The following is a 23,262-nucleotide window of genomic DNA, read 5'->3' as shown; positions in this document are numbered from 1 at the left end:
AGTCATCCAAATTCGGCGTGGCTTGCTGTCGATTCGATAGGCTAGATAGCTGCATGAAGAGAGTCGGATTTTTGTCCTTCGGCCACTGGAACCCCTCGCCGCAGTCGCAGACGCGGTCGGCGTCCGACGCGCTCCTGCAATCCATCGACCTTGCGGTCGCAGCGGAGGAGCTCGGCGCGGACGGAGCCTATTTCCGCGTCCATCATTTCGCCCGTCAGCTCGGCTCGCCCTTTCCGTTGCTGTCTGCCGTCGGCGCCAGGACCAGCCGGATCGAGATCGGCACCGCCGTCATCGACATGCGCTACGAGAACCCGCTCTACATGGCCGAGGACGCGGGCGCCGCCGACCTGATCGCCTGCGGCCGCCTGCAGCTCGGCATCAGCCGCGGCTCGCCCGAGCAGGTGATCGAGGGGTGGCGCTATTTCGGCTACGCGCCGCCCGAGGGCCAGAGCGACGCCGACATGGCTCGCCGCCATGCCGAGGTTTTTCTCGAGGTGCTCAAGGGCGACGGTTTCGCCCAGCCCAACCCCAGGCCCATGTTCCCGAACCCGCCCGGCCTGCTGCGCCTCGAGCCGCATGCGCCCGGCCTGCGCGACCGCATCTGGTGGGGCGCGGCCACCAATGCGACGGCCGAATGGGCGGCGAAACTCGGCATGAACCTGCAGAGTTCGACGTTGAAGTTCGACGAAGGCGGGGAGCCTTTCCACGTCCAACAGGCCAACCAGATACGCGCCTTCCGGGAGGCATGGAAGACAGCCGGCCACGCGCGCGAGCCGCGTGTTTCCGTCAGCCGCAGCATCTTCGCGCTGGTGAACGATATGGACCGCGCCTATTTCGGCGGCGACCAGAGCACCGACCATTTCGGCTACATCGAACCGGAAAAGCTGGCGGTATTTGGCCGCTCCTATGCAGCCGAACCGGACGTTCTGGTCGAGCAGTTGAAAGGCGACGAGGCCATCGCCGAGGCCGACACGCTGCTGCTGACCGTGCCCAACCAGCTCGGCGTTGCCTACAACGCCCATGTGATCGAGGCGATCCTGACCCATGTCGCCCCCGCTCTCGGCTGGCGTTGAACGAGACCCCGTTTCCTATCGTCCTGTGATGGGCCAGCAGCCGCTGCTTCGCGTGGCGCGTGGATATACACGCCCGCTAACCGATTGATTTCATTCGACCGCGAAAATATTTCGCGCCTGTTTCTCCACGCAGATCAATGTTGCGCGATACTTGGCCATCGCTCTTACGGGAACCTGGTGCGCACCGGGTATCAGGGAGGGTGGCGGCGCCGGATCGGTCGCGCTAACGGTGGCGCGGCTGGGTGATGAGCCCTGAGGTCCGGGCCCTGACCGAGGTCGCGCGGTGATAGAATTCGCTGCGTCCCCTCCAGGTAGGGCAAGCACGCCGGCGGGGCACGGGAGACCGTGCCACGTACTAACAATTGAGAGGCTCGGCCCCGTGCCCCGCTTCCCGACTTCTCTTCCCGGCGGCGAAGAGCGTTCTTTGAAACGGCCAGACCGGAAACGGGGCGTGGCGATGATGAAGCTTGGCTCCCTTCCTCGCCCCCTTCCGGGGGAGAGGTGGCGAGACCCTGAGCTTGCCGAAGGGCCGAGACGGAGAGGTGTGCTGTTCTCTACCTTGCCGTTTGGAGGGAGGCGGGCTGGGCCCCTCGAAGATCTGGCCCATCGCCACCATGCCACGGGGCCCGTTGCGCTCGGCCCAAGGCCACATAAGTATGGACATTCCCTCCCAGGAGCATCCCATGACGGACCATCTTTTCTCGCCGATCACGCTCGGCGGCCTCGAATTCCCCAACCGCATCGCGATTGCGCCCATGTGCCAGTATTCCGCCGATGACGGCTCGGCCTCCGACTGGCATCTGCAGCAATGGATGATGTACGCCCTGTCTGGCGCCGGCATGGTCACCATGGAAATGACCGATGTCGAGCGGCGCGGCCGCATCTCGCATGGCTGCCTCGGCCTCTACTCCGACCACAACGAAGCGGCCGCGAAGCGTGCGCTGGACGCCACGAAACGCGTCGCGCTATCAGGCACCAAATTCGGCGTCCAGCTCGCCCATGCCGGCCGCAAGGCGTCGTGCCAGCGTCCCTGGGAAGGCGGCGGGCCGCTGAAACCCGGCCAGGATCCCTGGCAGACGGTGTCGGCCTCCGCCCTGCCCTTCGCCGACGGCTGGCATACGCCACATGCGCTGAGCGAGGATGAGATCCATGCGCTGATCGGCCATTTCGTCAGCGCAGCGCACCGCGCGGAGCGCGCCGGTTTCGACTTCATCGAGCTGCATTCCGCGCATGGCTACCTGCTGCACCAGTTCATCTCGCCGCTCTCCAACCAGCGCACGGACAACTGGGGCGGGTCGTTCGAGAACCGCGTGCGGCTGGCCGTCGAGATCGCCAAGGCGGTCAAGCATGCCGTGCCGAAGCTGATGCTGGGCGCGCGCATCTCCGTGACCGACTGGGTGGAGGGCGGACTGTCGGTGGAGGAAGGCGTCGAGGTCGCGCGTGCGCTAAAGGATGCCGGCGCGTCCTACATCTGCTGCTCGAGCGGGGGCAATTCTCCGCATCAGAAGATCCCGACCGGCCCCGGCTACCAGGTGCATCTGGCGGAAGCAGTGAAGAAGGCTGTCGGCATTCCAGTGCGCGCGGTTGGCCTGATCGACGAGGCCAGGCAGGCCGAGGCGATCGTCGCCGGCGGGCGCGCGGACATGGTGGCGCTCGCCCGCGCCATCCTTGCAGACCCGCGCTGGCCCTGGCGCGCGGCCGCCACGCTCGGCCACGAATTCAAGACCGCACCACAGCTCGCCCGCGCAGCCCACATGCATAGGCACTGGGTGGGGGCGTAATAACTGTGTCCGGGTCGATGGATTTGGATAAGCGTGCGGTTCAAGTTCTGATCAACGCATACTGGACTCAGGCCGGATGGCGCAGGAGTCCAGTTATCTCGCCTGAAGATTTTGCATATGCAAAAGCCAAAGGCCTGATGTTCGACAATTTTCGCCTGTCGCACGACGCTTCAGTCGACCGCGCAATTGCCGCCCGGGATGCAATCTCTCGCGAACAGGTTGTTTCATGCTTCGCGTTAGCCTGCGTACCCGACGTCTGGATCTGCGATCTGGGTTAGGCAGCTACGCCGCGACTCGACATTTGACTCGCCACAAATGGGTCAGTCAGTCGAACAGTTCAACCTGCTCGATCTGCGGTGAACCGCAGGACGCCGATGTGGACCTGAACGTACTCAACTTTGTGCGGATCAAATGGGGCGGCGTACGCCACACCCAGCCTTGTTATGTCGGCTTCGATCTGCAGCAGCTTGCTCACGCGCCCAGGCCACACCCGGGCAGAGCAGACTATCTGAGGTTGAATGCCGTTCTCGACATAGCCCGGTCTATGCCTTCGGCGGCCAGACTCGCTGACCTCGCCAAGGCGCTGGGCGCGATACTGCCTTCAAACGACCAGGAGCGTCGAGCATTGATCGCGATCCTCGGTTATTGCGGCGTCCTCGTCGATCCTGCGAAGCCCGATTTCCGCGAGAGCTTCGTCCCCACTTATCTTCGCGAATATGCAGCAAACGATTGGCCTTTCCCTGTCAATTGGTGGAGCGCCGCTCGAGGCGTGACAGAGGAGGCGGTCGATGATTGGTTCCCACCGACCACCTGGCACTAGAATCACCTCGAGGCTACCCCGCGTGCCTGAGGCTCTCGCCGCTTGCCTGGTCGAAGAGAACAACCTTCTCGGGATTCCACGAGAAGCGGATCGATTCGTCTATGGCGAGGCTGGTCCGCGCCGGCACGGTGGCGCGCAGCATGGCGTCGCCGACGCGGAGCGTCAGGATCTTTTCGACGCCATGGTTCTCGATATCGTGCACCTTGGCCTCGACCGGCGCTCCGGATTCGACAACCAGGTCCTCAGGCCTGATGCCGAAGGTCAGCGACCGCCCGTCCGTGTTTCCGTTGCCCGCGCCCTCGAAGGGCAGTTCGAAGTTGAGCGGCGCCATCACGGCGCGGCCGGAGACCAGTCTGCCGTCGATGAGGTTCATCGGCGGCGAGCCGACGGAACGCGCAACGAAGGTGTTCCTGGGATTGTTGTAGATCTCGTAAGGCGTGCCGGTCTGGACCAGATGGCCGTGGTTGAGCACGCCGATCTTGTCGCCCATAGACATCGCCTCGATCTGGTCGTGGGTGACGAACAGGAAAGTCTGGCCGAGATTCATCTGGATATTCTTGAGCTCGGTCCTGAGCGCCTCGCGCAGCTTGGCGTCGAGCGCCGACAGCGGCTCGTCCATCAGGAACACGCGCGGTTTTCTGACGATCGCCCGGCCGATGGAGACGCGCTGCATCTCGCCGCCCGACAGCTTGTCGGTCTTGCGCTCGAGAAGGTGCTCGATGCGCAGCGTCTTGGCGACGCGGGCGACGCGCTCGGCGATCTCGGCGTCTGCGACGCGGCGCAGCTTCGACTTCAGCGGGAATTCGAGATTTTGCCGCACCGTATAGCGCGGATAGAGCGAATATTGCTGCAGCACCAGCGCCACGTCGCGCTCGGCCGCGCCCCAGTCGGCGACATCGGCGCCGTCGATCAGCACCTGCCCTTCGGTCGGCTTTTCGAGGCCGGCGATCAGGCGCAGCGTCGTCGTCTTGCCGGCGCCAGTCTCGCCGAGCAGCACGAAGAACTCGCCGTCGGCGATGTCGAGATCGAGGTGGCGCAGCGCCGTGTGATTGCCGAACTTCTTGGTGATGTTTTTGAGCTGGATATGAGCCATCAGAGCCGTACCCCCAGGCTTTGGCCGCTCTGCGTGTCGAAGAAATGCGCTTGGCCCGGCTCGATGCGGGCAAAGACCCGGTCGCCGGCCTTGGCGACGAAACCGGAGCGGGTGCGGGCGCGCAACAACTGGGAGCCGAACTTCAGATCAACGATGTCGTATGAGCCGAGCGGCTCGATGATATGAGCCTCGGCAGGCAGGAACCCTTCGGCCTTTTCGTGGGCGACGGTGATGCCTTCCGGCCGCACGCCGAGCGAGAGAGGCTTGCCGGCGCTGCCGTTCAGCTTGCCGAGCAGTTCGGCGGGGAAGGAAAAACCTTCCGACGCCCCATCGACGGTGACGGTCGCCTTGCCGGCGCTCTGCGAGACGGTAGCGTTGGCAACGTTCATCACCGGGCTGCCGACGAACTGCGCGACGAACAGGTTCTCAGGATGCGCATAGACTTCCTCCGGGCTGCCGACCTGCTGCAGCACGCCCTCATGCATGATGACGATGCGATCGGCGAGGCTCATCGCCTCGATCTGGTCGTGGGTGACGTAGATGGTAGTCGAGCCCTGCTTCAAGTGCAGCCGCTTGATCTCGGCGCGCATCTCCTCGCGCAGCTTGGCGTCGAGCGCACCGATCGGCTCGTCCATCAGCATCGCCTTCGGCCGCCTGACCAGGGCGCGGCCGATGGCGACGCGCTGCATGTCGCCGCCAGACAGCGCCGACGGTTTTTTGTCGAGCAGGCCGGTGATGCGCAGCACCTTGGCGATCTCACGCACCTCCTTGTCGATCTCCGCCCTCTGCATGCGGGTGGCGCGCAGCGGGAAGGCGATGTTCTCGTACACGTTCATGTGCGGGTAGAGCGAGAAGGACTGGAACACCATGGCGATGTCGCGGTCCGAGGCCTTGAGGTGCTGCACCGCTTTTCCGTCGATCAGGACGTCGCCCTCGTCGATGGTCTCGAGGCCGGCGATGGCGCGCAGCGTCGTCGTCTTGCCGCAGCCCGACTGTCCGAGCAGAACGATGAACTCGTTGTCCTCGATCTTCAGATTGAGGTCCTTGATGACCTGGACGGCGCCGAAGAACTTCTGGACGCCGCGAAGCTCGATCTGGGTCATGACCGGCCCCCGTGCTGGCGGCCGTCATGGTGGCCGACGGTCTTGAGACCGTCATGATGATCCGAGACGTCGAAGACGCCGTCGTTTTCTTCCTTCTTCCCGTCCGGCTTGCCGAACCATCCGGTGAACATGAAGGTGAGGAGCCCGACGATGATGACGGTCAGGCCGTAGCGATGGAGGAACAGGCTCCACGGCTGGCAGAGCGCCACGATGCCGAGCACCATGACGATCTCGGCGATGCGCTGCAGTTTCGTGCTCGAGATCATTTGCGGATCGCTCCGAAGGACATGCCGCGCAGGAGGTGGTTGCGGAGCAGGAAGGTGAAGATCGCGACGGGCAGCAGGAACAGGAAGGTTCCCGCGGCGATCACTGTCCAGTCCGACAGGCCGGAGCCGACCTGGCTCGGGATGAAGGGCGGCGCGGTCTGGGCGCGGCGGTTGGTCATGATCAGCGCGAAGGCGTATTCGTTCCACGCCGTGATGAAACAGAAGACGGCGGTGGCGGCGATGCCGGTCGCCGCTTCGGGGATGACGATCTTGAAGAATGCCTCCATGCGCGTGTAGCCGTCGACGAGAGCGGCCTCCTCATACTCCTTCGGGATCTCGTCGATGAAACCCTTCATCAGCCAGACCGAGAAGGAGAGGTTGAAGGCGGTGTAGAGGATGATCAGGCCCCAATGCGTGTCATTGAGGCCGACGACGCGGTACATCAGGAACATCGGGATCGCCACCACGACGGGCGGCAGCATGCGCGTTGACAGGATGAAGAAGAGCAGGTCCCCCTCGCCTTTAACCCTGAAGCGCGAGAAGCCGTACGCAGTGATTGTTCCCATCGAGACGGCCAGAACGGTCGAGGTAATCGCGACGATCAGCGAGTTCATGAAGCGGTTGGGGTAGGCCGACCACTGCACTTCTCCGCGCCCCGACCGGACGACCTTCTCGCCGCCGTCGAACACCATGCGTTCCCACCATGGCGCGGCCTCGTACTCCTCCGGCGTGGGCGCGGTCCGAAGCTGCGAGCGCTTGGTGAAGAGCTTCACGAAGGGCGAGATCTCCGGGGTGAAGACGACGGTCGGAGGGATGGTTGTCGACAGGTTGCGCGGCTTGAACGAGGTCGACACGATCCAGTAGATCGGCGCCAGGAAGATCAGCGTGATGATGAGCACGGCGGCGATGGCGACGCGGTTGAGCGTCTTTTCGCCCGAGGTCTGCACCTGGGCCATTCTAGCGCTCCTTCACCTTGTTGAGGTATTTCACGTAGATGTTTGTGATCGCCAGGATCATGACAAGCACGATGTAGGCGAGCGCGCATGAGCGTCCCGTCTGCCATTCCTGGAACGCCATCTTGTAGAGCCGGATCGAGATCACCTCGGTGGTCGGCTGGCTGGTCAGGATGTAGGCGAGGTCGAAGGTTTTGAACGCCTCCATGGTGCGGAAGATGATTGCGATCATCAGGATCGGCGCCACCAGCGGCAGCGTGATGCGGAAGAAGGTGTAGAACGTGCCGGCGCGGTCGATGGCGGCGGCCTCGTAGAGATGCTTGGGCACCGCCGAAAGGCCGGCGAGCGACAACAGCATCACGAAGGGCGACCACATCCAGATGTCGGTGATCGCCACCGCGTAGAGCGCCATGTCGGGGTTGGACAGCCATTCGAAGGTGCCGAGGCCCAGCGCATAGTTGATGACGCCGAAGGACGGATCGTAGAGCAGCTTCCAGAACAGGCCGACGACCGCCATCGAAAGCATCATCGGCAACAGGAGCAGGGTGGTGATCAGGCCCTTGAAGGGGATGTCGCGGTTCAAGAGCAGTGCGACGCCGAAGCCGACGATGACTTGGCCGACCACCGAGACGATGACGTATTTCGCAGTGATGGCGAAGTTCGACCAGATGAACGGATCGTTGAGCAGCTCCCGGTAGTTCTGCAGCCCGACGAAATTCGCCGGTGCCGGCGACGAGGCGCGGAAATCGGTGAACGAATAGCCGAGCGAATAGAGCAGCGGGAAGATGTTGAAGACGATCAGGAACAGGATCGTCGGGATGATAAAGAGATTGCGGATCGCGATGTCGCTCAATCCCCGGGAGGCGGCGCGCGATTTCGGATCCAGCGTGGTCATGACTGCCGTGGCCAAGGCCCGTTCCTTCCTGCGAGCGTCGCGCGTCCTTGTGGGTTGCGCAAAGGACACTCCGACGTTTTGAATCTGCGCATCGTGCTTGCCCAAGAACGGCCCCGGCTCGCGGGGCCGATGCGCCGTCCTTGAAAAACAAACGGAGGGGGCAGAACTGACGCCCCCTCCGAATTCAGACCGTGCTTACTTCACGCGGTTGTACTTCTTGAACGTCGCGTTCCAGTCGCCGGCCAACGCATCGAGCACTTCCTTGGCCGTGCCCTGGTCGCCGGTGACATACGGATAGACCCGCTGGTTCATCGCGATCAGCAGCTCCGCATATTCCGGCGTCGCCCAGAAGTCCTTCACTTTGAACATCGTGTCGTAGAAGGCCTTGTTGTACGGCGTCGCGTTCTGGAACTCGGCTGATTCGAGCACCGCCTTGTTGCAGGTGTAGCCGCCGAGCTCGGCCCACTTCTTCTGAGTCTCGTCCTTGACGAACCACTCCAGGAACTTGAAGGCCTCTTCCTTGTTCTCGGAATAGTTCACGATCGAGATGCCCTGGCCGCCGAGCGCCGCGAACTGTTCGCCGGTCGGACCCGCCGGGTTGGCGAAGAAGCCGGTGTTCTTGGCGTTGGGGTTCGACGCCTCGTTGACCAGCGCCGGGAAGAAGGCGAAGTAGTTCATGCTCATCGCCGCCAGGTTCTCGGTGATCGCCTGGTTGTCCTCGATGAAGAAGGCCTTGGCCCAGCCCGGAGGCGTGAAGCCGTAGAGCTCCTTGTACAGTTCCAGCGCCTGCACGTTCTTGTCGGAGTTGATGATGCCGTCGACCTTGTAGGTCGCGTAGTCGCCGAGCTCGCCGCCATAGGAGAAGATGGCGTTCTCGACGCCCATCACCAGCGCGTCATAGGAGTTGTCGGTGTAGATGGCGACGCCGTAGCGCTTCTCGTCGGGACGGTGGAAGAACTCCGCGATGTCGCGCAGCTGCTTGAAATCCGTCGGCGGGGCGAGGTCGTAGCCGTACTTCGCCTTGAAGGCCTCCATCTCCTTCGGATCTTCGAACCAGTCCTTGCGATAGGACCAGCCGACCGCGTCGCCCTCGGCCGGAACCGACCAGTACTTGCCCGAGGCGGCCGGATACTCGGCGTAGTATTTGACGGTGGCTGGCGCCATCGTCTCGGTCAGCTTGTGCTTGGCGAAGAATTCGCTGAGGTCGACATAGTGGCCGGCTTCCGAGGCGGCGCCGATCCACTGCGAGTCGCCGACGACCATGTCGTAGGCGCTGCCCTTGGCGTTGAATTCGGTGAAGGCCTTGGTCTGGAAATCCGGCCACGGCGTCGTCTCGACCGTTACCTTGACCCCCGTCTCCTTCTCATATTCGTTGACGAGTTCCTGCAGGTAGTTCGCCGGATCCCACTCCGCCCAGAAGATCGTAAGCTCCTGGGAATACGCCGCCGTTCCGCTGGCAAGCGTCATCGCGACACCGGCAAGCATGCCGGTCAGTTTGCTGCGCATGTTAACTTCCTCCCTTGGTATTCAACCAGCCCGTTCCAGCGGGCGGCATTCGACTAGCCTTCCAGTTCCCAACCCTTCTTCTTAACTCAGCCTGGGTCCGGGTCCTCCCGACCAGTTCCGGCACGGAACGGGTATCCGCCCGGTCCGCGCCATCTCGTCAATCTGGTATTACCAATCTGCAAGTTCCGTCAAGCGCTTTCTTGGCCGTAGCGGCGGCCAGTCCGATCACAAAATCGCGCAAAAACGCTTCAATTTCATCCGCTTCGCCAACACAAGCGAAAAAATGCCGAAGATGTCGGCATTGCGGCGCCCTTTGAGGTGCGATCAGCCGACAGCATCTGGTCTAACCAGATACTGTCCTAAGCCGGCTTCGCTGCTTTCGGTTTCGTGTCGGCGTCCTCCTCCAAAGCGGCACGGACGAGCGCACTTGCCGCCCATTGAGCCACAGATTGTGTTTCTTGGCCATCCAGTCCCCAGATATCCTTAAGTACGGTCAGCACCTCGACTCCGAACACCAGCGACAGCGCCTGCGCCAAGCGGTCGATCTTTTTCGGCCCGAGCTTTCCTTTCAGGGGCGACAACGCATCCCTCAGAAGCTCGATCCGATGGCCGCGTTTGAACTCCGGTTCCTCGCCGAGCGTACCCGCGCGTCCTCGCGCCCACTGATCGAGCGACAGTTTCAGAGCCGCCTTGAACGTCGCCTCGAATGCTTCGATGCGCGGCAGGCCGGTGTCGATCAGTTCGGCGACGCGGCGCGCCGGGTCCTGCGAGCCGGATGTCCAGGTCAGGATCGGTCCCAACCCCTCGTCCACCACCGCCCCGACGAGTGCCGCCTGGCTGGGGAAATAGCGGTAGGCGGTGGCGCGTGAGACGCCGGCGGCTTCCGCAACCTCGCTGACGGACGGTGTGGCGCCCGACTGCATCAGCCGGATCGCCGTTTCGAGCATCAGCCGTCCCGTGCGGGCGCGAGGGCCGTTCGGGAGGCCGTTGCGGGGGCCGCGTTCGGCTTCTTCCACGCCGGCATCCGATTGACGTGAGACGAGCATATCAATACGATACGCGCGTCTCATAAAAACGCAAGAGCGTTGGCGACCTCGCCTTCGTATCCGGCGAAACAGGCACTGCGCTTCCGCGCACCCGCCCTGGAGAGGAAGCGTTGAAGCGCATCTACGTCGTTGGCACCGCCGACACCAAGGGCGAAGAACTCGCCTATCTCGCCGGGCGCATCGCGGCCGCGGGAGGGACGCCGATCATCGTCGATGTCGGCACGACGAAACCTTTGATCGAGCCGGATATTGCGACGACGGAAGTGGCACGGTACGGGCCGGCGGGCACCGCGGACGCGCTGGTTTCGGGCGACCGGGGCCGCGCTGTCGCCGCGATGGCGGCGGCATTCGCGCGTTTCGCCTCGGCGCGGAACGATATGGCCGGCATCATCGGCATCGGCGGCGGCGGCGGCACGTCGATCGTCACCGCTGGCATGCGCGAATTGCCGCTCGGACTGCCCAAGATCATGGTCTCGACGCTCGCCTCGGGCGACGTCTCGCCCTATGTCGGCGTCTCTGACATCGTGATGATGCCCTCGGTCACCGACATGGCGGGGCTGAACCGCATCAGCCGCGTGATTCTTGCCAATGCAGCCTCTGCAATCGTCGCCATGGCGGATCGCCCGGGCGAGAACGGGGGCGCCAAGCCGGCGATCGGGCTCACCATGTTCGGCGTCACCACGCCCTGCGTGACCGGGATCGTGGAGCGTCTGAAAAGCGATTACGACTGCCTAGTCTTCCACGCTACCGGAACGGGTGGCCGCACGATGGAAAAGCTCGCCGATTCCGGCTTGCTGTCGGGCGTGGTCGACATGACCACGACGGAAGTGTGCGACTACCTGTTCGGCGGGGTATTGCCGGCAACGGAAGACCGTTTCGGCGCCATCGCCCGCACCAGGCTACCCTATGTCGGCTCCGTCGGCGCGCTCGACATGATCAATTTCTGGGCTCCCGAAACCGTGCCCGAGAAATATCGAGGCCGGCTATTCTACAATCACAATTCCAATGTGACGCTGATGCGGACCACCGCCGACGAATGCCGCGCCATCGGAGAATGGATCGGCAAGAAGCTCAATGCCTGCGAGGGGCCGGTGCGCTTCCTCATCCCGGAGAAGGGCGTGTCGGCGCTGGACATCGAGGGCGGCGCCTTCTGGGATCCGGCGGCCGACGCGGCGTTGTTCGAGGCGCTGGAGGGGACGATCCGCCAGACCCCGCGGCGGCGCATCGAGCGCATGCCTCTTCATATCAACGATCCGCAATTCGCCGAGGCCGCGGTCGCGGCGTTTCACGAAATCACGGCCTGAGGAACACCGATGCCCGCCATCCCACGCAGCAAGATCCTGGAAAGATTCCGCGACATGATTTCTCGCGGGCAGCCGATCGTCGGCGGCGGCGCGGGTACCGGCCTGTCGGCCAAGGCGGAGGAGGCCGGCGGCATCGACCTCATCATCATCTACAATTCGGGCCGTTACCGCATGGCCGGCCGCGGCTCGGCGGCGGGCCTGCTCGCCTATGGCAACGCCAATGAGATCGTCAAGGAAATGGCGTATGAGGTGCTTCCGGTGGTGAAGAAAACGCCGGTGCTTGCCGGCGTCAACGGCACCGACCCCTTCGTCATCATGCCGCGTCTGCTCGCCGAGCTGAAGGATATGGGCTTTTCCGGCGTGCAGAATTTTCCCACCATCGGCCTCTTCGACGGGGCGATGCGCCAGAGCTTCGAGGAGACCGGCATGGGCTTTTCGCTCGAGGTCGATATGATCGCCGAAGCGCACAGGCTTGATCTGCTGACCACGCCCTATGTGTTCAATCCCGAAGAGGCGAAGGCGATGACGAAGGCCGGTGCCGACATCGTCGTTGCCCATATGGGGGTGACGACCGGCGGCTCGATCGGTGCGACCAGCGCCAAGTCGCTCGACGACTGCGTGAACGCGATCGACGCGATCGCGGACGCCGCGCGGTCCGTGCGCAAGGACGTGATCCTGCTCTGCCACGGCGGCCCGATCTCCATGCCGGACGACGCGCGCTACATCCTCGAGCGTTGCGGCGGCCTGCATGGCTTCTATGGCGCGAGTTCGATGGAACGGCTGCCGGCCGAAGCCGCGATCCGCGACCAAACGGCCAGCTTCAAGGCGCTGCCGATCCGCAAATAGTTCTGCAACGATTGTCCGGGAGGAGCCCGATCATGAGCGATCCAAACAAGATGTTCGTCTATCCCAGGGATGTCGACGCCTTCGGTTTCGACTGGGGTCGGCTGGCGCTGACCGTTGCGCCCGAGGTCAACGGCGCAGCTCGATTCTCCGGCGGCGTCGTCGATCTGCCGTCCGGCCAGGGTCATGCGCGCCACAACCATCCGGGCGCGGAAGAAATCATCTTCGTTATCTCCGGCGATGGCGAGCAGATGGTCGAGGACGGGAACGGCAACCCGGTCACCAAGAAAGTCGGACCCGGCTGCACCATCTTCGTGCCGGAGAGCCGCTTCCATTCGACGCTCAACACCGGCGGCGGACCGATGCAGCTCTTCGTCGTCTATTCGCCGGCCGGGCCGGAGCTCGGGCTGCGCGAACTGCCCGACTTCAGGCTGATCCCGGCAGGCAAGTAGCGTCTTCAACCCGCCGCGCCGAAACGTCGCGGAAAAAACGGCGCGATTGATAGGCGTTGCTTCAAATCGGGCAGGCGCCGCCGCGCGCGATTCTGTATTGTCTGGGAATCACCGCCGATCCCGGCGGCGCTCTTCTGAAAGACTAATGTGAATAACGGAATCCTGCTGGCGCTCCTCGCCTATGCCGTCTACTCGTGGAGCGACGCGGCGGTGAAGGCGCTCGGCGGCGGCCTCACCGTCTTCGAGATCGGCTTTTTCCTTACCCTGGTGGCCAGCATCAGCATCGTGCTGACCACGCCGAAAGAGGAAAGCTGGCTGCACTTCTGGCGCATGAAGCGTCCGTTGGCTGTGCAGACGCGCGCGATTTCGGGCGCCACCGCCAGCGTGCTCAGCGTGCTTGCCTTCACAACCATCCCACTCGCGGAAGTCTACGCGCTCGTCTTCCTGGCCCCGCTGTTCGTAACCTTGCTTTCAATCTTCGTCCTCAAGGAGCACGTCGGTGCATGGCGATGGTTCGCGGTGGCGGCGGGCTTTATCGGCGTCCTGCTTGTGGTGCAGCCGGGCTTCCGGCAACTCGAACTCGGCCATTTCGCGTCGATCTGCATCGCATTCCTGGCGGCCGTCAGCGTGATCCTGATGCGCTCGCTCTCCGCTCAGGAGACGCGCACGACCATGCTCGGCTTCCTGATGCTCTACGCAGTGCTCTTCAACGGCGTCGCGATGCTGATCACGCAGTCGTTTTCCGTGCCGACGCCCGCGCAGGCGGTGATCCTGGTCGTGGCCGGCGTTTTTTCGGCGATGGGCAACACGCTGATTCTACGGGCAACACGTTTTGCGCCCGCGAACCAGTTGGCGCCGATGCACTATTCCCAGATCGTCTGGGCAGTCATGCTCGGCGCGCTGATCTTCGACGAGCAGCCCGACATCGTGTCCATTCTGGGCCTCGCGATCATCGCGGGTTCCGGCCTGCTGACGGTCGCACGAGAACGGATCAGGCTCGGCACCGTGCGGTGGAACCCGTTCGGGCGGAACCGGCTGTGAGTGCCTAGCTAGGCCGTGCCGCCGCGGTTCCAGCCTCGGCCGACGTTGCCGAACATCTCATAACCGTCGGCGGTCACCGCGACCGTGTCCTCGAGTTTGAGGAAGCCGCGTTTGGGATGAAGCATGGTCGTCTCGACGGAGATGACCATGTTCTTCTCCAGCGGGCGGTCGGCATCGACGCCCTCATAGGTGACCGGGTGGTTGGTCATCAGGAAGGGCGCTTCATGGGTGATGAGGCCCATGCCGTGAGTGAAAAAGTCGGTGAAGGCCGCCGAGGGAGAGGTCTTCAGCGTTGCTTCAGCCTCAATGATGATGTCCTCGCCCATTGCGCCGGCGCGGACCTTGGAAAACGCGGCCTTCTGGATCGCATCGATCTCCAGAAGCAGGTCCTCCAGCTCGCTGTCCGGCTCGCCGAGCACGCCCATGCGGCAGAGGTCGCCGATGTAGCCATGGTAATTGCCGCCGGAATCGATCGACAGCACCTCGCCCTTCGCCCAGGCCTGCGACGAGGCGGCGCGATTGTGGCTGGAACCGAGCGTCAGCAGGCAATATTCGAACTGCAGTCCGCGGTTCGTCTCCTCACGCCGCAGACGCTCGATGATGTCGATCTTGGTGGAACCTTCATGCGTGGCGGCGATCGTGGCGAGCATGGAATCGGTGATCAGCTCGGAGGCAGTGCGCAGTTTTTCGAGCTCTTCGGGCGTCTTCAGCGCGCGGATGCGCTCGAAAGTGTGGGTGGCGTCGAAGACGCGTGCTTCCGGCAGCGCTTTCCTGAGCGCGATATAGGCGTCCGACGGCAGGAAGGCAGGCTCGATACCGATGCGCGCATCGGTGCGGCCGAGCTTGGCGAAGTGTTCGGCGGCGAGCGAAGCCGCATCGAGCGAGCCCCAGGTCGACGTATGCACGGTCGGCGTCCAGAAGGGACGGTTCTGGTGCTCGCCACTCTCAAGCCGGTTGCCGATATAGGCGGCGTTGTCCGGCTTGCCCTTCTCGTAGATGACGAGCGGCAGATAGCGGCTGTGGCCGATTGCATCCATCGCCGAGAAGAAGATGAACTTGTAGCCGCCGAGCATATACTGGACGTTGTGCTTCGAGGCCGCGACCAGGAAATCGAGATCCGCTTCCTCCATCAGCCGGTCGACGCGGCTCTGGTCGAATGGAGGTTTGGTTTCCTGCCTGTTTTCCGCTACTGCGTCCATGACGGCGTTCCCATCTCTATTCCAGCCGGCCCCGCATCCCCTCGGTCCCATGCTGGTCGGACCAAGTCTGCACTGAATCGCCCGCCATGGTCCAGTAGCGGCCAAAAAGGTTGAATTTTATGGCGATGTCTTGTGGCGGGCCGCAAATCCGGTGAGGAAGGCGGTCAAATTGCCTGACAGCGCGTCACAGAGATAACCGCCTTCCTGAACTATGACGGTCGGCACGCCGAGCCTCGCGATCGTTTCACCGATGCGCGCGAAACCTGATGTCGTCACGGACAGGCCGCCGAACGGATCGCCCGCGAAGGCGTCGAGTCCGAGCGCAACCACAAGCGCGTCCGGCGAAAAGGCGTCGATGCGGCGGATGGCGGCCGCAAGTGCTTCAAGGAAGACTTCGTCGCCGGATTTTCGCGCCAGCGGCAGATTTAGATTGTAGCCCAGTCCGGCGCCCTCGCCGCGTTCGTCGGCGTAACCCCAGAAGAAGGGGTAAAAGCGAACCGGATCGGCATGGAGCGAGACGGTGAGCACGTCCGCGCGCCGGTAGAAGACCCCTTGCGTGCCGTTGCCGTGGTGGAGATCGACGTCGAGAATGGCGACGCGGTCGGCGTATTGGCGCAGACGCTGCGCAGCGATCGCCGAATTGTTGAAGAAGCAGAAGCCGCCGGCAACATCGGCGAAGGCGTGATGCCCCGGCGGCCGGCAGAGCGCGTAGGCTGACGAAGCGCCGGCCTCGACCGCTTCCGCCGCGCCAACCGCCGTCCAGGCGCTCCAGCATGAGCTGTCATAGGTCTCGGCCGAGATTGGGCAGGATGTGTCGGCCATGTGGTAGCCGGCCTGGCCGACCGCCGAATCCGGACGGGAACCGCCGCGCGCGATCGGGTGGATGTTCGGGATCACCTCGGCCGACGCGCCGTCTATGCGCTGCCAGCGCTCATAGATGCGCTGCAGGAACTCGATATATTCCGGCGTGTGGATCGCTGCGATTGGACCTAACCCAAAACTCTTGGGACGCTCGATGGTGCAGCCGGCGGCCGTCGCGCCGGCAAGCAGCCGCTCGATACGCTCCGGCACCTCCGGGTTTGGTTTAGGCGCGCCGGAGGAGAGAAACGACTTCGGGTCGTGGCGGCGCTGCTCGTCGGCGAAATAGGCTTTCATCTTTCCCCCTTAGGGCATCGGACCGAAAAGTGCGAAGCGGTTTTCGGATCAATCCGATGCCGGCCGATCGTCCCGGTCGGCGTCCGCCAGCGCATCGAAATCCTGGTCATAGGCGGCGTGGATCTGCTCTGTATCCGAGTGCTTGATGCCAACGCGCGTGTAAAACGCCTGCGCCCGATAGTTCAGGGTATCGACGGCAAGGCGGATATAGCAGCCGCCACGAGCGCGCGTGACGGCAGCTAGCCGCTGCAGCAGCCTCTCGCCGACGCCTTGGCCGCGAAAGTCAGCGGCTACGTAGAAATCCTGGACATAGACACCCGGCCTTCCGATCCAGGTAGAGAAGCTCGGGAAGTACAGGCAGCATCCCGCGAAGCGTCCGTCAAACTCGGCGATCAGCGTCTCGAAAGCCGGCGCTTCGCCAAAGCCGAAACGACGAATGTCGTCGACGGTGCTCTTCAGCTTGTGCAACTCCTTAACCGTTTCGGCGATCCCCACCAGCGCCGAGAAAATGTCGTCGGCATCTGCGACGGTGGCAAAGCGGACCGAGACCAATGCGTTAGTCATGGCTTACCGTCATGCCTGCTCAAAACGCCACCTTGTCGCCGCCCTTGAGCGCCAGCATCGCTCGCGCTTCGGCGGGCGTGGCGACCTCCAGCGACAGGCCATCGAGGATCGACCGGATGCGGCGCACCTGGTCGGCATTGGATTTCGCCAGATCGCGTCCGTCAAAGAGCGAATCCTCCAGCCCGACGCGCACATTGCCGCCCATCGCGGCCGCCATCGACAGCATGGGCATCTGGTGACGCCCGGCGGCGAGCACGGAGAATTCGTAGTCGGCTCCAAACAGCTTGTCGGCGATGCGCTTCATATGAGTGAGGTTTTCCGGGTCGGCGCCGATGCCGCCAAGAATGCCGAACACGAACTGGATGAAGAGCGGCCCCGAGACGAGGCCGCGTTCCAGGAAGTGCGCCAGCGAATAGAGATGGCCGACATCGTAGCATTCGAACTCGAAGCGCGTGCCGCAGCCGCGCCCGAGCTTCTCCAGCACCGTCTCCATGTCTGCAAACGTGTTCTTGAAGATCGTGTCGCGCGTGGCCTCCAGCAGCTTCGGCTCCCACTCGTGTTTCCATTCCCTTGGTTTGTCGAGCATCGGAAACAGCGCGAAATTCATCGAGCCCATGTTGAGCGAGCACATTTCGGGCTCGGCCCTCAGCGGCGCGGCCAGCCGCTGGTCGAGCGTCATCAGCGACGAGCCGCCGGTGGTGATGTTGATCACCGCGTCGGTCGCCTGCTTGATGCGCGGCAGGAACTGCATGAACATCTCCGGATCGGCGGTGGGCCGTCCGTTCCGCGGGTCGCGGGCATGGAGATGCAGGATCGATGCGCCGGCCTCGGCCGCCGCGATCGCTTCCGCCGCGATCTGGTCCGGCGTCACCGGCAGATAGGGACTCATCGTCGGCGTATGCACCGACCCGGTGACCGCGCAGGTGATGACGACCTTCTTCCTTGCCATGCTTCTCGCGCCTCAGCGGTTGACCGGCAGGCCGAGTTCGCCGGCCAGCGCTTCCAGCGTGTCGGACAGGATCGCCATGATCTCCGCGATCTCCGCGCGCGACACGATGAGCGGCGGACAGACCATGAAATTGTCGCTCTCCGGCCCGCCACGCACGCGCCGCGAATAGACGATCAGCCCGCGCTCGAAGGCAAGATCGATCAGCCGGACGTTGGCATTAACCTCGCGCGGCAGCGGCGTCTTCGCAATTGGATCGGCATAGATCTCCGCGCCGAGCAGCAGGCCCTTGCCGCGCACATCCGCCACGAACGGAAAACGCTGCGACAGTTTTTCGAGCTCGCCTTTCAGCATCTCGCCCATCGCCACCGCATTGTCGATGAGATGCAGGCGGTCGATCTCCTGGAGCACCGCGAGGCCCGCCGCGCAGGAGACCGGATTGCCGCCATAGGTGTGGCCGTGCAGGAAGCCGCCCATGTCGATCACCGGCCCGACGATGCGTTCCGGCGCGGCAATCGCGCCGAGCGGCGCATAGCCCGACGACAGGCCTTTCGACAGCACGACGATGTCCGGTCGGCAGTTCCAGTGGTCACCGCCGAGGAACTTTCCGGTACGGCCGACGCCGGTCATCACCTCGTCGTGGATGAGCAGGATGCCATGGCGGTCGCAGATCTCGCGGATGCGCGAAAAATAGCTGTCGGGCGGTACGAGTGCGGCTGTTGCGGCACCACCGATCGGCTCCATGATGAAGGCGAGCACGCTGTCTGCTCCCTCCTCGATAATCTTCGCGTCGAGCATGTCGGCATATTTGAGCCCGCGTTCTTCCAGCGAGAGATTGTCGCGGTCGCGATGGACGAAAGGCGCCGGAATCAGCGGCATCGGCCTGCTCATCGGTTCGAAGACCTTGGTGAGCACGTCGTCGCCGGTCGGCTCGAGCGCGCCCATGGTGATGCCGTGATAGGAAGGCATGCGGCCGATCACCTTCCATCGCTTCTCCTGGCCGGTGGCCACCGCCCATTGCCGCGCCAGCTTAATCGCGGCCTCTACGGCCTCCGATCCGCCCGAGACGAAATAGATGCGCTCCAACCCTTCCGGCAAGCGCGCGGCCAGCTTGCTCGCCAAATCATTAGCCGGCTCATTCTCGAAGTGAATCGGATAGGCGAACGATACCCGGTCCATCTGCCTTTTCATCGCGTCGATGACCACGCGATTGCCATGGCCGATGTTCACGTTGACCGCGCTGCTCGATCCGTCGATGTAGCGGCGGCCTGTGCTGTCCCACAGATAGATGCCGCCGGCGCGGTCGACCAGCGGCCGCGGGAGCCGCGTGAAGTGGAAGAGGTTCCGGCGCGGTGTTGCGTCTGCTTTCATGAAATCCTCACCGGCTGTTACCGAGGTAGCGGTCGAGCACATTGGCGGTGACGCGCTCGACCATCGCGTCGCGCCGCAACAGACCGGCGACCCATTCGCAACTGCCGGCGTGAAACACCTCGCCCTTGCCGCGCGAAAAATTGACGATCATGCCGTTCGAGTAGCGGACCTTTTCCAGGTTTTCGTCGCTGGCTTCGCCATAGAGCATATCGGCTATGAAGCGGCCGTCCTCGTCGCCGAAGAACTGATCCTCGATGGTGAGGAAGTCGGCTTCCTCGACCTGGCTCGCCATGCCCATCGCCAGGATTTCGAGGCTGTCCGGCGCGCCGCTCGTGGCGGTCGGATATGGCCGTCCATTGCGTATCTCGTAGTCGAGTCCGTCAACCTCGTATCCATAGACATGGCTGTCGGCGCCGAGAAGATCGCCGTAGAACAGGCCGGTATCGGCGAAAGCCCAATGTTCCGGCCGGTAGACGGGAAAGCCCCGCGCGCCGCGCGGCGTGCAGCCGCCCCAGCCTGCGTAGACGCCTTTGGACGAATTGAGGCCGAAGGTCTTCACGCCGGGCCGGCCGATCTCGGGCGCGTCCCAGGAGTTGGTGGCGCGGGTGACATCGGCTGTCCGGTATGCCGGGTCCTCGGCGCGGGCGCGGTATTTGTAGCAGACCTGGCGCCTGCCCTCGTCCTCGAGCCTGGTCTGCCACATGAAGTTGCCGGCGAAACGCGCCGCATGGCCGCCACGCTCGACATAGTGGTCCACGACGTCGCGCATCTCCCAGGTCCAGTATTCGTCATGGCCGACGAAGACGACACAATCGTACCCGGCGAGGATTTCCGGCGTGAAATGCACATCGTGCTGGCTGACGAGGTCGACCGCATAACCGGCGGCCTCGGCCCAGCGGAAGAAGTGGCTGTCATAGCTCGCCCAACCGGCCGAGGCGTATTTCTTGGAGTGGCCGGTCGCCAATGCCCATTCCATATGCGGGTACCGCGGTACGGTTTTCGGCGGCATGGAGACTTCCAGTGGCACGCGCGGCGCCTCTGGCGGGAGCACGACGAAGCCGCGGCACCAGGGACGCTGTGTCGATACCATGGGCGAATACTGGTCTCGGGCAGGGCCGGTAATCCCCTGATAGGCGTTCGAGCCGCCCCATGTGTTGTACGCGGTCCACGTGCCGGTCGCCGCCACCTGCAGCACGCGACCGGATTTTTTGCCGGGCTTCGGAGTGACGATGAAGACGTGGTGGCAAGTGATGTTGGAGCCATCGCGACCTTCGGCCATAAGCGTTACGCGGTAGGCGCCGGACGGCCAATCCTCGCCGATCGCAATCTCCAACACAGGCTGCCACCCGCACCCCTCGACCGAGCATTGATCCGGCGTGTCCTGCCAGCGGCAAGCGGTGTTGTGCTGTTCGAAAACTTTTGTCTCGCTTGCGCCGTCGCGAAGGATGCGGATCGCAAAGCTTTCCGCGGTCGTGCTGGCATGAAGGTAAGCGACCTCGCCGGGTCGGTAGGAGAAGCGGTCCGTGTAGCACCAGATCTCGCCGCGCTCGCCGTCCATACCAGGATATTCATAATAGTGCCCGCGCACGGCGAAACGGCGCTCCTCGGGCGTCAGGCCGAAGTCGGGAAATTCTGTAGCTGGATGCGGTTTGTGCATCGGGCGTTCCGGCAGTCTGATTTGCCGGCTCCCCCGGCGACGTCAGGCGATTGACCGCGTCCTTGGCCATGCGGTCAAGGGGGCACGGGGCCTCCAGCATGCCTGATGCCCGCACCAGCCTGTCTGGCCCGTCTCAAATATCGAACTGGCGCAAGTGGCGACGCGCGACGCAAAAGCGTTCGCAACTCGCGCGGCACATGCTATCCAGCGCCAATGGCGCAGAAGAAAGCACATGAGGTCGAAGGCTGGCTGCGACGGCCGCCCGAAAACGTCTTGATCGTCCTGATCTATGGGCCCGACCGCGGGCTGGTGTCGGAGCGGGCAAAGGCATTCGCGGAAAAGACCGGGCTGCCGCTCGACGATCCGTTCTCGGTCGTTCGGCTCGATGCGGGTGAAGCAGAGCGCGACCAGGGCCGGTTGCTCGACGAGGCGCGCACCGTGCCGATGTTCTCCAGCCGCCGCCTCCTCTGGGTGCGCAATGCGGGCGCCCAGAAGTCGCTGGCCGACGACGTCAAGGCGCTGTCGGCCGCACCGCCGCGCGACGCGGTCATCCTGATCGAGGCCGGCGACCTGAAGAAGGGCGCCCCGCTGCGCTCGGCGGTCGAAACGAGTGCTATCGGCATGGCGCTACCCTGTTACGGCGACGAGGACCGCGACATCGATTCAGTGATTGACGACGAGCTCGCCAAGACCGCCATTGGCATCGCGATGGAGGCGCGTAACGCACTGCGCCGCAATCTCGGCGGCGACCGGCTCGCGACGCGCGGCGAGATCGCCAAGCTGGCGCTTTACGCGCATGGCAAACGCGAGATCGAACTGAACGACGTACTCGCCATGACCGGCGACGTTTCCGGCATATCGCTCGACGACGCCGTCGACGCAATGCTCGACGGCAAGATCGACGCCTTCGATCAGGCTTTTTCGCGCCAGGCACTCGGCGGCAGCCAGGCCTATCTGGTGCTGGCGGCGGCGATCAGGCAGATGCAGTCCCTGCATCTGATGCGCGCCAGCATGACGGGTCGCAATGCCGCGGCCGCCGTTGCGGCCGCGAGGCCACCGGTCTTTTTCGCACGGCGCAAGCTGGTCGAGCGGGCCTTGGATCGCTGGTCGACGGAGGCGCTGCAACGGGGGCTTGCGCGGCTTCAGACCGCGGTGCTTGCGACACGCCAGCGCCCGGAATTGTCGGTAGAGATCGCCAGGCAGGCGCTGCTTGGCATCGCCGTTGAAGGCGCCAGGCTCGGCCAAAGGAGATGAGCCGGCTAACTATATCGCTAAACGACTGAGTAAAAACGGTTTTCAGCTACTGTTGTAGCCTCCGGCAAAGATCGTCGAGTTGATCGAGCGTGCGATAGCCGAGGCGAACCTCCCCGCCTTTCTCTTTGTGCGAGATGGCGACGTGAAGGCCGGTGACATCGGAGAGCAGCTTCTCGAGCGCCAGCGTATCCGGGTCCTTCTCACTTGGCTGTGACTGCTTGCGCGCCTTTGGCGCGCCGGCGTCGGGTTGCTGCGCCAGCGCCTCCGCCTGACGAACCGAAAGCCCGCCCTCGACGATGCGCTTGGCAAGGCCGGCCGGATCGCTGGCGGTCACCAGCGTGCGGGCATGGCCGGCAGACAGGGTGCCGTCGACCAGAAGGTCGCGGATCACCTCGGGCAGCTTGAGCAGGCGCAGCGTGTTGGCGACATGGCTGCGGCTCTTGCCGATGACGTTGCCCAGATCGGCTTGCGTGTAATTGTGCTCGTCGATCAGTTGCTGGTAGCCCTGCGCCTCCTCCACCGGATTGAGGTCGGCGCGCTGGACGTTCTCGATGATGGCAAGTTCAAGGGCGGTGCGGTCGTCAACGTCGCGCACCAGAACCGGAATCTCGTTCAGCCCGGCACGCTGCGCGGCACGCCAGCGGCGCTCGCCGGCGATGATCTCATATTTGCCGTTGGGCTTGCGACGCACCAGCACCGGCTGAACGATGCCGTGTTCGCGGATCGACTGCGCGAGATCGGCAAGTTCGGGCTCGGCGAAGCTGCGACGCGGGTTTTTCGGATTGGGCGATACGAACTCGATCGGCACACGGCCGTCCGCGGCGGCGACCTGTGTGGACTGTTTCTCTTCGCGCGGTGCGGGCCGGTCCATTTCACCGATCAACGCGGCAAGCCCGCGGCCCAGCCTTTTCTTGGATTGGTCTTCGTTCATCATGAATCC

General features: G+C 63.8%; 22 protein-coding genes. 8 read left to right on the top strand and 14 right to left on the bottom strand.

Features of this window, described 5'->3' with window-relative positions:
- Window positions 1-53 precede the first annotated feature (53 nt).
- The 3 genes from ABLE71_RS07840 to ABLE71_RS07830 all read left to right on the top strand — a co-directional run bounded on the left by ABLE71_RS07840 (window position 54) and on the right by ABLE71_RS07830 (window position 3,674).
- Window positions 54-1,073, top strand: a complete 1,020-nt coding sequence (locus ABLE71_RS07840) for an LLM class flavin-dependent oxidoreductase (protein ID WP_348782783.1) — start codon at window positions 54-56, stop codon at window positions 1,071-1,073.
- 683 nt (window positions 1,074-1,756) lie between these two features.
- Entirely contained in the window at window positions 1,757-2,854 is a 1,098-nt protein-coding gene (locus tag ABLE71_RS07835; protein ID WP_348782782.1) for an NADH:flavin oxidoreductase/NADH oxidase, read from the top strand.
- A gap of 376 nt (window positions 2,855-3,230) precedes the next feature.
- Entirely contained in the window at window positions 3,231-3,674 is a 444-nt protein-coding gene (locus ABLE71_RS07830; RefSeq protein WP_348782781.1) for a hypothetical protein, read from the top strand.
- A gap of 13 nt (window positions 3,675-3,687) precedes the next feature.
- Here ABLE71_RS07830 and ABLE71_RS07825 read toward each other — a convergent pair whose 3' ends face one another.
- From ABLE71_RS07825 to ABLE71_RS07795, 7 genes are all read right to left on the bottom strand, one after another.
- Window positions 3,688-4,767, bottom strand: a complete 1,080-nt coding sequence (locus ABLE71_RS07825) for an ABC transporter ATP-binding protein (protein ID WP_348782780.1) — start codon at window positions 4,765-4,767, stop codon at window positions 3,688-3,690.
- The gene (locus ABLE71_RS07820; RefSeq protein WP_348782779.1) at window positions 4,767-5,870 is read right to left on the bottom strand and encodes an ABC transporter ATP-binding protein; all 1,104 of its coding nucleotides are present in this window, start codon (window positions 5,868-5,870) and stop codon (window positions 4,767-4,769) included. Before ABLE71_RS07820 ends, ABLE71_RS07825 begins: the two co-directional genes overlap by 1 nt.
- A complete protein-coding gene (locus ABLE71_RS07815; RefSeq protein ID WP_348782778.1) occupies window positions 5,867-6,136 on the bottom strand; it encodes a hypothetical protein in 270 nt (89 codons plus the stop codon). Before ABLE71_RS07815 ends, ABLE71_RS07820 begins: the two co-directional genes overlap by 4 nt.
- Window positions 6,133-7,092, bottom strand: coding sequence for a carbohydrate ABC transporter permease (locus tag ABLE71_RS07810; RefSeq protein WP_348782777.1), 960 nt, complete (start codon window positions 7,090-7,092; stop codon window positions 6,133-6,135). Before ABLE71_RS07810 ends, ABLE71_RS07815 begins: the two co-directional genes overlap by 4 nt.
- A gap of 1 nt (window position 7,093) precedes the next feature.
- Entirely contained in the window at window positions 7,094-7,999 is a 906-nt protein-coding gene (locus ABLE71_RS07805) for a sugar ABC transporter permease (protein ID WP_348782776.1), read from the bottom strand.
- A 180-nt stretch (window positions 8,000-8,179) separates the two neighbouring features.
- Complete coding sequence (locus tag ABLE71_RS07800; RefSeq protein ID WP_348782775.1) at window positions 8,180-9,490, bottom strand: extracellular solute-binding protein; 1,311 nt, start codon at window positions 9,488-9,490, stop codon at window positions 8,180-8,182.
- Between the two features lie 359 nt (window positions 9,491-9,849).
- Window positions 9,850-10,536 (bottom strand): TetR/AcrR family transcriptional regulator, encoded by a 687-nt coding sequence (locus ABLE71_RS07795; RefSeq protein ID WP_348782774.1) that lies wholly within the window; start codon window positions 10,534-10,536, stop codon window positions 9,850-9,852.
- Between the two features lie 110 nt (window positions 10,537-10,646).
- Between ABLE71_RS07795 and ABLE71_RS07790 the strand changes: the two genes are divergently transcribed.
- The 4 genes from ABLE71_RS07790 to ABLE71_RS07775 all read left to right on the top strand — a co-directional run bounded on the left by ABLE71_RS07790 (window position 10,647) and on the right by ABLE71_RS07775 (window position 14,176).
- Window positions 10,647-11,840, top strand: coding sequence for a Tm-1-like ATP-binding domain-containing protein (locus ABLE71_RS07790; protein WP_348782773.1), 1,194 nt, complete (start codon window positions 10,647-10,649; stop codon window positions 11,838-11,840).
- 9 nt (window positions 11,841-11,849) lie between these two features.
- Window positions 11,850-12,686: a phosphoenolpyruvate hydrolase family protein gene (locus ABLE71_RS07785; RefSeq protein WP_348782772.1), complete on the top strand. Its 837-nt coding sequence runs from the start codon at window positions 11,850-11,852 to the stop codon at window positions 12,684-12,686.
- 32 nt (window positions 12,687-12,718) lie between these two features.
- Window positions 12,719-13,135, top strand: a complete 417-nt coding sequence (locus ABLE71_RS07780) for a cupin domain-containing protein (protein ID WP_348782771.1) — start codon at window positions 12,719-12,721, stop codon at window positions 13,133-13,135.
- A gap of 147 nt (window positions 13,136-13,282) precedes the next feature.
- Window positions 13,283-14,176: a DMT family transporter gene (locus ABLE71_RS07775; RefSeq protein ID WP_348782770.1), complete on the top strand. Its 894-nt coding sequence runs from the start codon at window positions 13,283-13,285 to the stop codon at window positions 14,174-14,176.
- An 8-nt stretch (window positions 14,177-14,184) separates the two neighbouring features.
- Here ABLE71_RS07775 and ABLE71_RS07770 read toward each other — a convergent pair whose 3' ends face one another.
- The 6 genes from ABLE71_RS07770 to ABLE71_RS07745 all read right to left on the bottom strand — a co-directional run bounded on the left by ABLE71_RS07770 (window position 14,185) and on the right by ABLE71_RS07745 (window position 21,068).
- The gene (locus ABLE71_RS07770; RefSeq protein WP_348782769.1) at window positions 14,185-15,375 is read right to left on the bottom strand and encodes a Xaa-Pro peptidase family protein; all 1,191 of its coding nucleotides are present in this window, start codon (window positions 15,373-15,375) and stop codon (window positions 14,185-14,187) included.
- Window positions 15,376-15,492: 117 nt separating this feature from the next.
- Entirely contained in the window at window positions 15,493-16,530 is a 1,038-nt protein-coding gene (locus tag ABLE71_RS07765) for a histone deacetylase family protein (RefSeq protein WP_348782768.1), read from the bottom strand.
- A gap of 48 nt (window positions 16,531-16,578) precedes the next feature.
- Window positions 16,579-17,082, bottom strand: coding sequence for a GNAT family N-acetyltransferase (locus ABLE71_RS07760; protein WP_348782767.1), 504 nt, complete (start codon window positions 17,080-17,082; stop codon window positions 16,579-16,581).
- Window positions 17,083-17,113: 31 nt separating this feature from the next.
- Complete coding sequence (locus ABLE71_RS07755; protein WP_348782766.1) at window positions 17,114-18,043, bottom strand: 3-keto-5-aminohexanoate cleavage protein; 930 nt, start codon at window positions 18,041-18,043, stop codon at window positions 17,114-17,116.
- Window positions 18,044-18,055: 12 nt separating this feature from the next.
- On the bottom strand, window positions 18,056-19,411 hold the full coding sequence (locus ABLE71_RS07750; protein WP_348782765.1) for an aspartate aminotransferase family protein: 1,356 nt from the start codon (window positions 19,409-19,411) through the stop codon (window positions 18,056-18,058).
- A 7-nt stretch (window positions 19,412-19,418) separates the two neighbouring features.
- Window positions 19,419-21,068, bottom strand: a complete 1,650-nt coding sequence (locus tag ABLE71_RS07745) for a N,N-dimethylformamidase beta subunit family domain-containing protein (protein WP_348782764.1) — start codon at window positions 21,066-21,068, stop codon at window positions 19,419-19,421.
- A 213-nt stretch (window positions 21,069-21,281) separates the two neighbouring features.
- Here ABLE71_RS07745 and holA point away from each other — a divergent pair, with 213 nt between their 5' ends.
- A complete protein-coding gene (holA, locus tag ABLE71_RS07740) occupies window positions 21,282-22,322 on the top strand; it encodes a DNA polymerase III subunit delta (RefSeq protein ID WP_348782763.1) in 1,041 nt (346 codons plus the stop codon).
- 46 nt (window positions 22,323-22,368) lie between these two features.
- Here the strand turns inward: holA and ABLE71_RS07735 are convergent, their stop codons facing one another.
- Complete coding sequence (locus ABLE71_RS07735; protein ID WP_348782762.1) at window positions 22,369-23,253, bottom strand: ParB/RepB/Spo0J family partition protein; 885 nt, start codon at window positions 23,251-23,253, stop codon at window positions 22,369-22,371.
- Window positions 23,254-23,262: the final 9 nt, after the last annotated feature.

This window comes from Mesorhizobium sp. KR9-304, from assembly GCF_040049215.1.
GTDB lineage: Bacteria > Pseudomonadota > Alphaproteobacteria > Rhizobiales > Rhizobiaceae > Mesorhizobium_K.
The sequence above is the reverse complement of the archived record's forward strand: the minus strand, read 5'-3'. Positions and strand labels throughout refer to the sequence as shown.